Raw genomic sequence first — 14074 nt, 5'->3', positions numbered from 1 at the left:
AAATAATAAAAAATAAATCACAAAACCAAAGTGCCTTTTATATCTTCTCCTGCAATGCTTTAATCTCATCACGCAGTTTGGCTGCCTGCATAAAGTCGAGTTCCTTGGCTGCTTTTTCCATGGCTTTTCGTGCTTCCCTAATTTTCTTTTCAATTTCGGGTTTGGATAAGTATAAACTTTCGGGTTCTGCCGCTTTTAACGCTTGGTTTTCGTAGTATTGGGTTGAAACCGAGTGATTGCCTAAAGCATTACCCAAACTTTTATTAAGTGCTTTGGGTTGTAGGTTATTTTGGGTGTTGTAATTGATTTGTTTTTCGCGGCGGTAGTTGGTTTCATCAATGGTTTTTTGCATCGAGGCCGTAATCTTGTCTCCATACATAATGGCTTTCCCGTTAATGTTTCGAGCGGCTCTACCTACCGTTTGCGTAAGCGAGCGATGGCTACGTAAAAAGCCTTCTTTATCTGCATCCAAAATAGCCACAAGCGAAACCTCGGGTAAGTCCAATCCTTCACGAAGTAAATTCACGCCAATCAATACATCAAACAATCCTTTACGCAAATCCTGCATGATTTCTACACGCTCCAAAGTGTCTACATCGCTATGAATATAGCGACAACGAATGGAAACTTTGGTCAAGTATTTCGTTAATTCTTCGGCCATACGCTTGGTTAGTGTGGTCACTAATACGCGCTCATCTAGTTCGCAACGCTGCTGAATTTCTTCTATTAAATCATCAATTTGATTCAGACTTGGTCGCACTTCAATAATCGGATCCAGTAGTCCGGTTGGGCGAATTACCTGCTCTACATAAACCCCTTCCGTTTTTTGCAATTCATAATCGGCAGGAGTCGCCGAAACATAAATGACTTGGTTTTGTAGACTTTCAAATTCTTCAAACTTCAACGGTCGGTTGTCCATGGCAGCCGGAAGTCGGAAACCATATTCCACCAAATTTTCCTTACGGCTTCGGTCGCCACCATACATGGCATGCACCTGCGAAATGGTTACATGGCTTTCATCTACCACCATCAAGAAATCATCAGGGAAATAATCCAACAAACAAAACGGACGCGTACCGGGAATACGGCGGTCTAAATAGCGGGAATAATTCTCAATTCCGGAGCAATAGCCCAACTCGCGTATCATTTCTAAGTCGAAATTGGTGCGTTCTTCCAGTCGTTTGGCTTCCAAGTGTTTGCCAATTTCTTTAAAATAATCGACTTGTTTTACCAAATCTTGTTGGATATCCCAAATGGCGGCTTGCAACACATCTTGCGAGGTTACAAACATGTTGGCGGGATAGATGGTTAAGTTTTCGTATTTTTCAACTACTTGCGAAGTTTTCACATCAAAGACCTCAATTTCTTCAATTTCATCTCCAAAAAAGTGAATACGAAATGGATCGTCTCCATAACTTGGAAAAATCTCAAGAGTGTCGCCTTTAATTCGGAAATTCCCCGGACCAAAATCGGCTTCGGTTCTTGAATACAAACTTTGTACTAATTGGTGTAATAATTTGGTACGGGAGATGATTTGATTTTTGTCAATTTTAATTACATTCTTTTGAAACTCCACCGGATTTCCAATTCCGTAAAGGCAAGAAACCGAAGAAATAACAATGATATCGCGGCGCCCCGAAAGCAAAGCCGAAGTGGTGCTCAAACGAAGTTTCTCAAGTTCTTCGTTAATCGATAAGTCTTTCTCAATATAGGTTCCCGTTACCGGAATAAAGGCTTCGGGTTGGTAATAGTCGTAATAGGATACAAAATATTGTACCGAATTATTCGGAAAAAATTGCTTGAACTCAGAATACAATTGTGCTGCCAAAGTTTTATTGTGAGCCAAAACCAAGGTTGGTTTTTCTACATTTTGAATCACATTGGCAACGGTAAATGTTTTTCCCGATCCGGTTACTCCGAGTAAAGTTTGGTATTTTTCGCCATTAAGAATCCCTTTTGAAAGTTTTTCAATGGCTTGTGGCTGATCACCTGTAGGTTTGTAATCGGATACGACTTGGAATTTCATAGAAAATTATTCGACTCACAAAGTTAACGAAGTTTCGCTAAAAATGGATTGTTTTTAATCGATGCATTCCATTAACAAAAGATCACCGGTTTCATGGGTTATAGTAACGATTCCATCTTGTGAAACATGGTTGCTGTTTCCTGATCGATAACCTAAAATTAAGTCGTCATTTTGCAAGGAATAAAATAAATTCTGACTTGTGATTCCAGTTACTTTTCCAACAGGAATTAACGAAATTGGAGTGTTCGCGGTATACCATTTTTCGAATCTTTTTGGCAAAAGGAATATTTTAGAATGGTCGTCAATAATTACAATTTTAATTTTATTTCGATATGAAACGATGTTGGTAATATTAGCAAGTGTATGATCGGCTCTTTTTCCGGTTGCCCAAACAATATTTACTGCTTTATGTCCTTTTTCAACCAAATAGTCAAGCGCCTTTTCTAAGTCGGTTTTTTCTTGATTTGGGGTATGCACAATCTCAAGAGGATATTGTTTTTCCTTGTAGATTTCGGGGTCAAAATCACCGTCAAAATCACCTAAAAGTACATCTACTTTTATATCCAATTGCAAAACACGATCGATAGCATTGTCTAAAACTACCACTATAGGAGACCATTCTAGGAGTTGTCCTAATAAATCAAAACTGCAAGGAGCCCCATTAGCAATGATTAATGCAGGTTCTTGGTCGTCGCGAACAATGTGGTGTGAGGACATGTTTTTTGGTTTAGGGTTTAAAGTTTAAAGTTAGAAAAAATATTACTTCAGACTTCCATCTTCTAACTTCTATCTTCAGGCTTTAATTAACTGTGTAATTTCTGGTGTCAATTTCAGATAAGTGGAAATAACCCAATGGAAAATCTGCATCGTTGGTTTGGTTAATTATATTTCCTCTTAGCGTAACGGGTGGAGTAGAGAATGGGCTACCGCCTGCACTTCCCGAAATATTAACTAATTTCTGCATGTAATTATAATAACGCAAAGTAATGCCTTCCAAACTAAAAAACAGTTGATCGCCTGGTTTTAAATCTTTATCGGTATAAAAGCCAAACATTTGGTTTCCTTGGAAAAATTCATCTTTTTGAGCTCGGTATTTTGGAGCAACATCAAGTGGAGATTTTACACCAATTAAGTAATAATTTATTTCCGAACCATTATCTTGGAAAAAGTATTTCACCTGAATCACGTTACCTCCAAATCCTTGAACAGTAGTTTGTTCCACTGAATCAATATTTGGCGTGGCTAATAATTTTTCGGTTGCAGTATAATGCTGTCCTGCATATTGAATGTTTAAAGTGTAGGTTTCATTAATCACGGGAACAAAATTTGAGCAAATGTATTCTCCAGTGTTTGGAGTTTCTACAAATGAAAAAATGGTATTCGAACTGTTTGAAACGGTTACTAGAGCACCCGAAACTATCGGAATAATCGAGCTATAAAAATCGGTTGTAGTGGTGAGTTTTATTTTTTGGGTGCTACCCGAAGTACCTTTTTGCCATAAAATATTGGCATCAATAACCAATTTTGGATTAGCAGTATCTAAAGGAATATCTACTTTAGTTTCACAACTTGCAAAAACTAGAAGGGCTAAAAGGGAGATAATATATTTCATTATTTTAGAATTTAAAATTGTAAGAAACCGCCGGAACTATTCCGAAAATTGATAATTTGATGGCTTCGTTTTGACCTGAATCTTGATTTTGTCTGAAGCTTATGGATGCCGCATTTTTTCTTGAATAGAGGTTGTAAATACTAAATACCCATTCGCGTTTCCATTTTCTTGAAGCATTGTGTTTGGGTGTTAGCGTGGCCGAAACATCTAAGTGGTGGTACAATGGCAAACTATTTTCATTACGCAATCCATAGCTTGGAACGGTAATTCCTTGATAGGTATATTGCCCATTTGGATAAGTAACCGGTTGCCCTGATTGCAGAATAAAATTAGCTCCTAAAGTCCATTTTGTATTCCATTTATAGGATCCAGTAATGGCTAAATTATGGGTTTTATCATAGGCTGATCGGTACCAATTTCCATTGTTGATTCCGGTTTCTAAAGCCGTTCTTCCTGGAGTTCTTTGCTCAGAACGGGATAGGGTATAGGCAATCCAACCGTTAAATTTTCCGGTATTTTTTCGAAGCATAATTTCCAATCCGTACGAACGCATTTCCCCATTTAAAATTACTTGTTCGATGGCTTCATTAGCAATTAAATCAGCACCATCAATGTAATCCATACGGTTTTGAATTTTTTTGTAATAACTTTCTACTTCAAGAGAATAGGTGTCGTTTTTAATGTTGGTGAAATATCCTAAAGCCCATTGATCGGCAATTTGTGGTTTGATGTAGCTGTCACTAGGCGTCCATACATCAAGAGGAGTTGGCGAAGCCGTATTGGAAACCAATTGTAAATATTGAACCATTCGGTTGTAGCTTGCTTTCACCGATTTGTTTTCAGAAAATTCATAGGCAACAGAAAAGCGAGGTTCTATATTATTAAAGTTGGCCATTGACTGATTTCTGCCATAATATTCAGTTCCGATTGGAGTTGCTTTTTCATAAATTTTCAAATCCGAATCATAAGTTACCGCTTGATCATTGGCGTATAAGTTTTTTGTAGAGCTTCCAAGTCTCGAAAACATGCTGTAACGGAATCCGTATTCTATATTTATTTTGTCGGTAATTTTTTCTTCGGCATCCAAATAAAAAGAAGGTTCAAAGGCATATTTCTTTTCAATTTGTTTAAAATTAATTCCTGAGGTAACCGATGAAGGATTGATAGTTCCAGGATTGAAATCATAATATATGGCATTGGCACCATAATTCAATTTGATTTTATTGGTTACATAATATTTGAAATCGTATTTCAAATTATAATTTTTAATCCCTGAATCCCAATTGAAACCAACAAAATCTAGATTCAAACCATAATAGTAATCGCTGTAAATTGCTGATAAATTTGAAAATAATTTATCCGAAAATAAATGATTCCAACGCAAGTTTAAAGTTGAGTTTCCGTAGGTATTTGTAAAACTTTGGTTTAGCGAAAATACATCTCTTCCAAAATAACCCGAAAGGAACAAACTATTACTTTTGTTGAATTTGTAATTCAATTTGGTATTTAAATCATAAAAATAAGCCGAATTTTTATTGTTGGATAACTTCAAAAATAAATGGGCATACGAAGCGCGACCACCAATTAAAAAGGAACCTTTGTCTTTTACAATTGGACCTTCGGCAAGTAAGCGACTGGAAATTAAACCAATTCCACCATTCATGTGAAAAGCGTTGCTGTTTCCGTCTTTTTGATAAATATCTAATACCGAAGAGGCTCTTCCTCCAAAACGAGCAGGAATTCCTCCTTTGTATAATTTTAAATCTTTGATGGCATCGGGATTAAAAACCGAAAAGAAACCAAATAAATGCGAGGAATTAAAAATAGTGGCCTCATCTAAAAGTATTAAATTTTGATCGGCACCACCACCACGAACATTAAACCCCGATTGTCCTTCGCCAGCATTAGTTACTCCAGGTAAGAGTAAAATCGACTTAATAATATCTACCTCTCCCAGCACTACCGGCATTTGCTTGATGGTGGCAATAGATAATTTGTTCACGCTCATTTCGGGTTTGCGTGTGTTGGTTTTATTTTTTTCAGAGAATACAACTTCGTCAAGCACTTGGCCAACTTCCGTTAGCTTATAGTCTTTTCTAATGTTTTTGTTTAAATCTATTTTCTCGGTGATGCTTTCATATCCTACCGAACTAATGCTAATTTCGTAATCCCCTTTTGGCAAGGTAAGCGAATAAAATCCGTATTCGTTGGTTGCGGTGAATGCTTTTAGTTCTTTTATAGCAACACTCACGCCAATAAGAGTTTCATTGTTTTTTTTATCGGAAATTGTTCCGCTGATGGTCATTTTTTCTTGAGAAAATCCAGTGGAACTTATAAGAAAAATGAGCAGTAGTACTGCTTTGTTTTTTAATTGCATAGTGCTTTATTTTGATTTGCAAATTTCACAAATTTAATCATTTAATGGCTACTAACGAATGTTAATGATTGGTTAATAATTAACGACTTGTATTTATTTTTTAAATACTTTTACATACTTAATTTTTGGGATGAGAAATTTATTTTTTCTGATTTTATGGGTTGGTTTTTCCTTAAATGCTTCAGCACAATTTGAAGCGTCTAAGCGTAAAATTAATATTTCTGCTAAACCTGATAAGAATCTTAATCAGAAAGCTACTGTACCCCAAAAAGTTACTACATCATTGTTTCCGGAAATAAAATTTCAAAGTCAGTTGCAAAAAAATAATGATGATAAATTTTTAAAAGGTTTGCCAGAGATTCCAAAAGTAGGAGTAGAGCAAAATCCAAAATCCTACGCTTTAAAATCGCCAGCTGAAGATTACACCGAAAAATTTAATGAGCAACTAAAAGAAGATGGTATTCGACCTGAATTGTACAATCGGGATATGAATTTAGGTCAATTTGTGGTGTATACCCAAAAAGTAAATTTGAATTCAAGAGATTATGGTGCCATAGATGGTGATCTTGTTCGTGTTTGGGTAAATGGAAAAATGTATGTACCCAAGGTGTATTTAGAATCTAAGTTTCAAGAAATCACATTGGATTTGGATAAAGGAATAAATGTAATTGAAATTGAGGCATTAAATTATGGTGAGCTTTCTCCAAATACGGGGCAGTTTGCTTTTTATGATGCCAATAAGGAATTTATTACTAATCAATATTGGAATCTTGGTATTGGATACAAGGCCCGAATATTGATTGAATACAAGGATAAGATTTTGAAGAAAATCGATGAAAAATAAAAATAAAAAAGACGACTACTAGTCGTCTTTTTTATTTAATAATCTAAAAATGGTTTTAGTTTAATTTATTTAAAATTGCATTTAAAGTAGCGCTTGGGCGCATCGCTTTAAATAACAATTCTTGGTTTGGTTTGTAATAGCCACCAATTTCTTGATGCGAACCTTGAGCACCAATTAATTCTGAATTGATTTTTGCTTCGTTTTCAGTTAATTCTTTTGCAATTGGTTCAAAAAGCGCTTTTAAATCGGCATCTTTATTTTGATCTGCTAAAGCTTGAGCCCAATATAAAGTTAAATAAAAATGCGATCCTCTGTTATCTATTTCACCCACTTTTCGTGCTGGAGATTTATCAGTGTCTAAGAATTTCTCGGTTGCTGCATCTAAAGTTTCAGATAATACCAAGGCTTTCGAGTTATTAAATACTTGTCCTAAGTGTTCTAATGAAACTCCTAAAGCTAAGAATTCACCTAAAGAATCCCATCGTAAATAGCCTTCTTCGATAAATTGTTCTACGTGTTTTGGAGCAGATCCACCAGCACCTGTTTCAAACAATCCTCCTCCATTCATTAATGGAACGATAGAAAGCATTTTAGCAGAAGTTCCTAATTCTAAAATTGGGAATAAATCGGTTAGGTAATCGCGAAGTACGTTTCCAGTTACCGAAATGGTATCCAAACCTTTTACAATTCGATCTAAAGTAAAATGGGTTGCTTCAATTGGATTTAAAATTCTAATATCTAAACCTAAAGTATCGTGATCTTTTAAATAGGTTTTCACTTTTTCAATTAATTGTCTGTCGTGAGCGCGGTTTTCATCCAACCAAAAAACGGCAGGAGTATTTGATAAACGTGCACGATTTACAGCTAATTTAACCCAGTCTTGAATAGGAGCGTCTTTTACTTGACACATTCTAAATATATCACCTGCTTCAACTTTTTGTTCCATTAATACAGTTCCGTTGGTGTCGGTAACTTTTACAACACCCGCTGCACTCATTTGGAATGTTTTGTCGTGCGAACCATATTCTTCCGCTTTTTGAGCCATCAATCCAACATTCGGTACGCTTCCCATAGTTGTTGGGTCGAAGGCACCATGCTTTTTGCAAAAATCAATAGTTGCCACATACACTCCAGCGTAAGCGCGATCTGGAATAACCGTTTTAGTGTCTTGTCCTTTTCCATCTTTATTCCACATTTGACCAGAAGTACGAATCATCGCTGGCATAGATGCATCAATAATTACATCGGAAGGAACGTGTAAGTTGGTAATTCCTTTGTCTGAATTCACCATGGCTAAAGCCGGGCTAGTTTCATACACTTTATTAATAGCAGCTTCAACCTCTGCTTGTTCTGGGCGACCTGCAATTTTTGCATACACATCACCTAAACCATTTTTAGTATCTACTCCTAATTCTTTAAATAAGTCGGCATATTTAATGAAAACATCTTTGTAAAAAACATCTACAGCAGCACCAAAAATAATAGGATCAGAAACTTTCATCATGGTTGCTTTCATGTGAATTGAAAACAAAACTCCTTTTGCTTTAGCATCTTCAATTTCTTTAGCTATAAATTGTTTGAATTTATTCAAATTTAAAGCTGAACTGTCAATTATTTCTCCCGCTTTTAAAGGAGTGCTCGCTTTTAATACGGTTGCATTTCCATTATTGTCAACGAATTCTATTTTAACATCGGTAGCTTCATTAACGGTTACCGAAGTTTCACTTCCATAAAAATCACCTTCCGACATGCTTGCCACATGTGTTTTTGAATCTGCAGACCATGCTCCCATAGAATGTGGGTGTTTTTTAGCATAATTTTTTACAGCTTTTGGAGCTCTACGGTCTGAGTTTCCTTCTCGTAATACCGGATTTACTGCAGAACCTAAGACTTTTGCATATTTGGCTTTTACCGTTTTTTCTTCTTCTGTTTGAGCATCTTCAGGGAAATCAGGAAGCGCATATCCTTTAGATTGAAGTTCTTTAATTGCTTCTTTAAGTTGTGGTACCGAAGCAGAAATATTAGGTAATTTAATAATGTTTGCCTCAGGGGTATTTGCTAATTGTCCTAGTTCTGTAAGCGCATCTCCAAGGCGTTGCTCTTCTTTTAAATGCTCAGGAAAGTTCGCTATGATTCTTCCTGCCAATGAAATATCGCGACTTTCAACATCGATATTTGCGGTAGCAGCGAATGATTTAATAATTGGTAATAATGAAAATGTAGCCAACATAGGAGCTTCATCGGTAATGGTGTAAATGATTTTAGATTGTGACATTTTGTTGTTTGTTTTATACTAAACGAAAACCTCGTATTGAATGTTTATTATTGAGTTTTAAATTTTCACTGATAGCAAAGATATGAAAATGAGATAAAAAAGAATATGATTTCCCACGAAAACGATTGAATTACGAATTTGCTATTTTTTGTCTTAATAATTTATAATTTAATAATTTGGTGGTGGTTTTTTTGCATAAAAAAAGTCCCAAATAAATTGAGACTTTTTTTATGAATAGAAAGTTAGAATTATCTTCTTCTTTCTTTAATTTTTGCTTTTTTACCAGTAAGTTCTCTGAAGTAGAAAATTCGAGCTCTACGAACTTTACCTCTTTGATTCAATTCAATTTTTTGTAAAGCTGGCATGTTAACTGGGAAGATACGCTCTACACCAACTGATCCAGACATTTTACGGATTGTAAAAGTTTCAGTTACACCTGCTCCTTTTCTTTGAATAACAACTCCTTTAAAAAACTGAGTTCTTGTTTTTTCACCCTCTTTAATTTCGTAGTAAACAGTGATAGTATCACCAGCTCCAAACGCAGGGAAATCTTTTTTTGTTGATAATTCGTTATTTACGAAATCTACTAAATTTGCCATTTTTAATGCTAATTATGGTTTAAAATCTGAGCAACATTCACGGTTTTCGCCAGAGGTTAGTCAAATGTGGGTGCAAATGTAAGAATTATTTTAAATTATGAATTAAAAATTTTAAAATATTTATCCATAACCTAAATTTTATTCTTCTAATAGATCAGGTCTGCGATTTTTAGTGTGTTCGTAGGCCATATCTTCGCGCCATTGATCTATTTTGGCAAAATGTCCGCTGGTTAAGATTTCTGGGACTTTCCAGCCTTTGTAATCGGCAGGTCTAGTATAGATTGGTCCAGAAAGTAAACCGTCTTGAAAACTATCTGTAAGTGCAGAAGTTTCATCACTCAATACTCCAGGAATTAATCGAATAATGGCATCGCAAAATACAATGGCACCAATTTCACCTCCACTCAAAACATAATCGCCAATTGAAATTTCTTTGGTTATGAAATGGTCTCTTACTCGTTGGTCAACTCCTTTGTAATGTCCGCAAAGAATAATTATGTTCTCATAAAGCGATGCAGTATTAGCCATTCTTTGATTTAATGTTTCACCATCAGGAGACATATAGATAATCTCATCGTAATTTCTTTGGCTTTTTAAATGGGTGATGCAATCGTCTATTGGCTGAATGGTCATTACCATTCCGGCACCACCACCAAAAGGGTAGTCGTCAACCGACTTTTGTTTGTTGGTTGAATAATCTCTTAAATTATGGAAATGTACCTCTACCAATCCTTTGTCAATAGCTCTTTTCATTATAGAAGCTTCAAAAGGACTTTTTAATAAATCGGGAAGTAAAGTAATTATGTCAATTCGCATTGGGCAAAGATAGTAGATTTTTTTTTGTTGCTTTTATAGCATATACCATCGGAATTTTATTTCCAAAAGTTTTGATTCTGAATTTATTTGGTTCAAATTCTTCTGTATTATTAAAACAATTGTAGGGTGAATAATCGTATTCGTTAAAACAATTCAACTCCAAACCGCTATTTATTAAAGCATTTAATAGTTCCGAAATAGGGTGATTCCATGTAATTGTTTTGGCTTCAATTTCAGAATAACGATCAGCATAGGTCCCTGATTCATCTTCAATAATTGGTTCAATATTAAAATAATTGTAAAATACTTCTTTAAATTCATTGTCATACATCCAAACTACCGGATGAAAATCGGCCATAATAAAGGTTCCTCCTGGTTTTAAATAATGAGAAACTACTTTGGCCCATTTCTCTAAATCGGGAAACCAGCCAATGGTTCCATAGCTTGTGAAAACAATGTCAAATTTTTCATCAAGATGGTTTGGTGCGTCATAAATATCGCAGCAAATGAAAGAAGTATTTAAGTTTAATTTTGCTGCAAATTCTCTTGCTTTTTCAACTGCTTTATCCGAAAAATCAACTCCTGTAGCTTTAGCACCCATTCTTGAAAAAGTCATGGTGTCTTGGCCGAAGTGGCACTGTAAATGCAGTATTTTCTTATTTGAAACATCACCCAATAGTTCTAGTTCTATTGAATTTAAGGTTGATTTTCCGTCTAAGAAACCTTTCATGTCATAAAATTCGGAGGCAATATGAACCTCTGTTTTATTGTTCCATGTATTTTTATTGAGTTCTAGGTATTCTTTATTTTCTTTCATGGTTTTACACTCCAAATTGTCTCAGGTGGTGGTCAATGTGTTTCCACATTAGTTTATCCCAATCTTCATAACTCATTTTGCCCCAAAAAGGATGATTCATTACTATTATTGATTCTTTTCCTTCATTTGAAAACCGACTGTATTTTTGAATTAATTCCAATTTTGAAGCTTCTAAATCGTAACTTTCAGAAAAAACAAACTCTTTGGCTGTTGGGCTGTTTTTTTGAAATTCACTATTGAATACTTTATTTTTTACCAATCTGCCTAGCAATTTCATCATCCATTTTACTTCAACCACTTTTTCTCCATAGGCTACATCAACTGCAGCTGAGCAATGCTTAAGCATTTGATCTACATTCATTTTGCCCCAAAGCGCAATATTTTCATTGGTTAGTGATTGAATTCTTGCAATTATTTTTTCGGTATCTGATTTACTATAAATTGAATTTTCCATACATTTTTTATTTCAAATCCAAAGGTACAATTTTAGAGTTTATATTTAATAATATTATAAATTTGCATCAAATTAATAAAACACAAGAAATGGAAAATGGAATATATGCTAAATTCAATACTACTAAAGGTACCATTTTAGCGAAATTAACACACGATTTAACCCCAGGAACAGTAGGAAATTTTGTTGGATTGGCTGAAGGACAACTTGAAAATTCAGCTCGACCAATGGGAAAACCTTATTTTGATGGTTTGAAATTTCATAGAGTAATTCCAGATTTTATGATTCAGGGAGGTTGCCCACAAGGGATTGGAACCGGTGGTCCTGGTTATAGTTTTGAAGATGAATTTCATCCAAGTTTAAAGCATGATAAGCCAGGAGTATTGTCTATGGCAAATTCGGGACCTGCTTCAAACGGTTCTCAATTTTTTATCACTCATGTTCCTACCACTTGGTTGGATAATAAACATACTGTTTTTGGTCATGTAGTAGAAGGACAAGAAATTGTGGATGCTATTGCTCAAGGTGATTTAATTGAAACAATTGAAGTAGTTCGAGTAGGAGAGCAGGCAGAAAAATGGAATGCAATTGAGGCTTTTAGAACTTTTGAAGGTGCACGTTTGAAAAAAATCGAGGAGGCGAAAAAGAAAGCTGAAGAAACGATGGAAAAATTAGCTGCTGGTTTTGATAAAACAGAAAGCGGATTGCGATATAAAATGATTCAAAAAGGATCTGGAACAAAAGCAGAAAACGGTAAAACCGTTTCAGTTCATTATGAAGGATCTTTAGAAACTGGAAAAGTATTTGATTCGTCATATCCAAGAAAAAAGCCAATTGAATTTAGATTGGGTCAAGGTCAAGTTATTGAAGGTTGGGACGAAGGTATTGCCTTGTTACAAGTAGGAGATAAAGCTCGTTTTGTAATCCCGTCTTATTTAGCTTATGGTGAGCGAGGTGCTGGAGGTGTAATTCCGCCAAATGCTACGTTGATTTTTGATGTTGAACTAATGGATGTGAGATAATACATCTTAGTTTATAGTAAAAAGTAATCCCGATGGTTAATTCTATCGGGATTTTTTTATATTTACTTTTTAAAAATTAAAAATATGAAACTCAAAATCATTTCTGCAGCATTAATTGGATTAGTAATTTATTCTTGTTCTCCTAAAATAGTACCTCCAGTTGTTGAAGCGCGAACGGAGACGGTGGCTGATGTTAAACCAACTTTACCTCCTGATATCGCTGAAGGAAAAGGTATATTTGAAAATAATTGTGCAAAATGCCATAAACTTTACGATCCTAAAAGTTATTCTAGGCAAAATTGGATTCCTATTTTGTTTGATATGCAAAAGAAAGCCCATTTATCTGATGCAGAAATAGATAAAGTTTTGGCCTATGTATCGTACCAATAAGAAAATGAAAACCTTAAAAGACTGGTTTGATGAGTACGCTGTTAGTCATCAAAATCCAACGAACAAGAAAATACATTATATCTGTGTGCCCTTAATTTTCTTTTCAATTATTGGGTTATTAATGTGTATTCCAAATTCAATTATTTCAAATAATTTGAATTTAGGTAGTCCGCTGATTGAAAATTGGGCAACTGTTGCACTTGTTCTTATCTTGTTTTTTTACATACGATTGTCTGTAGTAATGGCAATAAAAATTGCTGTATTTGCATTCTTATGTTTGTTTACTAATTTTTATATCAGTCAGTTTACTAACTTGTTGGTTTTATCGCTAACGGTATTTGCGGCAGCATGGATAGGACAATTTTACGGACATAAAATAGAAGGTAAAAAACCATCTTTTATTAATGACTTGCAGTTTTTACTTATTGGTCCGGCCTGGGTCATTGATGATCTATTTAAAGCAAAAAAGTAATCGTAGAATTAGGTATAAAAAAAGTCCAAAATTAATTTTTGGACTTTTTTATTTTGATTGCTTATTAAATATCGTCAAAATCAATATCGGTAAAGTTTTTTTCTGTTTGAGAAGTAATTTCTTCATTTGATTCAGAAGTATATTCTCTTTTGAAATCTTTTTGGTGTCTTTCAGAAATTACTTCTTCTCCTTTATTGTTTAATACAAAAGAAGTCATTTCTTCCAAGATTTCTTTAAATGCAGTGAAATCTTCTTTGTATAAATAAATTTTATGTTTTTTGAAATGAAAAGAACCGTCTTCTTCAGTAAATTTTTTACTTTCTGTGATGGTAATGTAGTAGTCATCAGCTTTGGTAGCTCTTACATCAAA

General features: G+C 34.7%; 14 protein-coding genes. 4 read left to right on the top strand and 10 right to left on the bottom strand.

Annotation, left to right across the window (positions count from 1 at the left end):
• Positions 1–37: 37 nt before the first annotated feature.
• From uvrB to ACKOWY_RS09705, 4 genes are all read right to left on the bottom strand, one after another.
• Positions 38–2026: an excinuclease ABC subunit UvrB gene (uvrB, locus tag ACKOWY_RS09720; RefSeq protein ID WP_408941248.1), complete on the bottom strand. Its 1989-nt coding sequence runs from the start codon at positions 2024–2026 to the stop codon at positions 38–40.
• Positions 2027–2080: 54 nt separating this feature from the next.
• Positions 2081–2743 carry a thiamine diphosphokinase gene (locus tag ACKOWY_RS09715; protein WP_408941247.1) on the bottom strand — a complete coding sequence of 221 codons (663 nt, stop codon included), beginning with the start codon at positions 2741–2743 and terminating at the stop codon, positions 2081–2083.
• Between the two features lie 82 nt (positions 2744–2825).
• Positions 2826–3638 (bottom strand): DUF4249 domain-containing protein, encoded by an 813-nt coding sequence (locus tag ACKOWY_RS09710; protein WP_408941246.1) that lies wholly within the window; start codon positions 3636–3638, stop codon positions 2826–2828.
• A gap of 4 nt (positions 3639–3642) precedes the next feature.
• Positions 3643–6015 carry a TonB-dependent receptor gene (locus ACKOWY_RS09705; protein ID WP_408941245.1) on the bottom strand — a complete coding sequence of 791 codons (2373 nt, stop codon included), beginning with the start codon at positions 6013–6015 and terminating at the stop codon, positions 3643–3645.
• 130 nt (positions 6016–6145) lie between these two features.
• Here ACKOWY_RS09705 and ACKOWY_RS09700 point away from each other — a divergent pair, with 130 nt between their 5' ends.
• Entirely contained in the window at positions 6146–6859 is a 714-nt protein-coding gene (locus ACKOWY_RS09700; protein ID WP_408941244.1) for a hypothetical protein, read from the top strand.
• 55 nt (positions 6860–6914) lie between these two features.
• Here ACKOWY_RS09700 and ACKOWY_RS09695 read toward each other — a convergent pair whose 3' ends face one another.
• The 5 genes from ACKOWY_RS09695 to ACKOWY_RS09675 all read right to left on the bottom strand — a co-directional run bounded on the left by ACKOWY_RS09695 (position 6915) and on the right by ACKOWY_RS09675 (position 11820).
• Positions 6915–9134 carry an NADP-dependent isocitrate dehydrogenase gene (locus ACKOWY_RS09695; protein WP_408941243.1) on the bottom strand — a complete coding sequence of 740 codons (2220 nt, stop codon included), beginning with the start codon at positions 9132–9134 and terminating at the stop codon, positions 6915–6917.
• A 248-nt stretch (positions 9135–9382) separates the two neighbouring features.
• Positions 9383–9733: a 50S ribosomal protein L19 gene (gene rplS, locus ACKOWY_RS09690; RefSeq protein ID WP_408941242.1), complete on the bottom strand. Its 351-nt coding sequence runs from the start codon at positions 9731–9733 to the stop codon at positions 9383–9385.
• 138 nt (positions 9734–9871) lie between these two features.
• The gene (gene trmD / locus ACKOWY_RS09685) at positions 9872–10549 is read right to left on the bottom strand and encodes a tRNA (guanosine(37)-N1)-methyltransferase TrmD (RefSeq protein ID WP_408941241.1); all 678 of its coding nucleotides are present in this window, start codon (positions 10547–10549) and stop codon (positions 9872–9874) included.
• Entirely contained in the window at positions 10539–11366 is an 828-nt protein-coding gene (locus ACKOWY_RS09680; RefSeq protein WP_408941240.1) for a class I SAM-dependent methyltransferase, read from the bottom strand. Before ACKOWY_RS09680 ends, trmD begins: the two co-directional genes overlap by 11 nt.
• A gap of 4 nt (positions 11367–11370) precedes the next feature.
• Entirely contained in the window at positions 11371–11820 is a 450-nt protein-coding gene (locus ACKOWY_RS09675) for a DUF1569 domain-containing protein (RefSeq protein ID WP_408941239.1), read from the bottom strand.
• 89 nt (positions 11821–11909) lie between these two features.
• Here ACKOWY_RS09675 and ACKOWY_RS09670 point away from each other — a divergent pair, with 89 nt between their 5' ends.
• The 3 genes from ACKOWY_RS09670 to ACKOWY_RS09660 all read left to right on the top strand — a co-directional run bounded on the left by ACKOWY_RS09670 (position 11910) and on the right by ACKOWY_RS09660 (position 13704).
• A complete protein-coding gene (locus tag ACKOWY_RS09670) occupies positions 11910–12842 on the top strand; it encodes a peptidylprolyl isomerase (protein ID WP_408941238.1) in 933 nt (310 codons plus the stop codon).
• Between the two features lie 84 nt (positions 12843–12926).
• Entirely contained in the window at positions 12927–13232 is a 306-nt protein-coding gene (locus ACKOWY_RS09665; RefSeq protein WP_408941237.1) for a cytochrome c, read from the top strand.
• A 4-nt stretch (positions 13233–13236) separates the two neighbouring features.
• A complete protein-coding gene (locus ACKOWY_RS09660) occupies positions 13237–13704 on the top strand; it encodes a DUF962 domain-containing protein (protein ID WP_408941236.1) in 468 nt (155 codons plus the stop codon).
• A 64-nt stretch (positions 13705–13768) separates the two neighbouring features.
• On the opposite strand, the gene ACKOWY_RS09655 is transcribed toward ACKOWY_RS09660, so the two are convergent.
• The coding region (locus ACKOWY_RS09655) for a DUF3276 family protein (protein ID WP_408941235.1) at positions 13769–14074 on the bottom strand (306 nt) is incomplete at its 5' end.

It is taken from the genome of Flavobacterium sp., assembly GCF_046073885.1.
Taxonomy (GTDB): domain Bacteria; phylum Bacteroidota; class Bacteroidia; order Flavobacteriales; family Flavobacteriaceae; genus Flavobacterium.
The sequence above is the reverse complement of the archived record's forward strand: the minus strand, read 5'-3'. Positions and strand labels throughout refer to the sequence as shown.

What these genes read in the sequence shown, in the direction of transcription:
- uvrB (WP_408941248.1), bottom strand. Translation starts at nt 2,026, where the DNA reads ATGAAATTCCAAGTCGTATCCGATTACAAACCTACAGGTGATCAGCCA.
- ACKOWY_RS09715 (WP_408941247.1), bottom strand. Translation starts at nt 2,743, where the DNA reads ATGTCCTCACACCACATTGTTCGCGACGACCAAGAACCTGCATTAATC.
- ACKOWY_RS09710 (WP_408941246.1), bottom strand. Translation starts at nt 3,638, where the DNA reads ATGAAATATATTATCTCCCTTTTAGCCCTTCTAGTTTTTGCAAGTTGT.
- ACKOWY_RS09705 (WP_408941245.1), bottom strand. Translation starts at nt 6,015, where the DNA reads ATGCAATTAAAAAACAAAGCAGTACTACTGCTCATTTTTCTTATAAGT.
- ACKOWY_RS09700 (WP_408941244.1), top strand. Translation starts at nt 6,146, where the DNA reads ATGAGAAATTTATTTTTTCTGATTTTATGGGTTGGTTTTTCCTTAAAT.
- ACKOWY_RS09695 (WP_408941243.1), bottom strand. Translation starts at nt 9,134, where the DNA reads ATGTCACAATCTAAAATCATTTACACCATTACCGATGAAGCTCCTATG.
- rplS (WP_408941242.1), bottom strand. Translation starts at nt 9,733, where the DNA reads ATGGCAAATTTAGTAGATTTCGTAAATAACGAATTATCAACAAAAAAA.
- trmD (WP_408941241.1), bottom strand. Translation starts at nt 10,549, where the DNA reads ATGCGAATTGACATAATTACTTTACTTCCCGATTTATTAAAAAGTCCT.
- ACKOWY_RS09680 (WP_408941240.1), bottom strand. Translation starts at nt 11,366, where the DNA reads ATGAAAGAAAATAAAGAATACCTAGAACTCAATAAAAATACATGGAAC.
- ACKOWY_RS09675 (WP_408941239.1), bottom strand. Translation starts at nt 11,820, where the DNA reads ATGGAAAATTCAATTTATAGTAAATCAGATACCGAAAAAATAATTGCA.
- ACKOWY_RS09670 (WP_408941238.1), top strand. Translation starts at nt 11,910, where the DNA reads ATGGAAAATGGAATATATGCTAAATTCAATACTACTAAAGGTACCATT.
- ACKOWY_RS09665 (WP_408941237.1), top strand. Translation starts at nt 12,927, where the DNA reads ATGAAACTCAAAATCATTTCTGCAGCATTAATTGGATTAGTAATTTAT.
- ACKOWY_RS09660 (WP_408941236.1), top strand. Translation starts at nt 13,237, where the DNA reads ATGAAAACCTTAAAAGACTGGTTTGATGAGTACGCTGTTAGTCATCAA.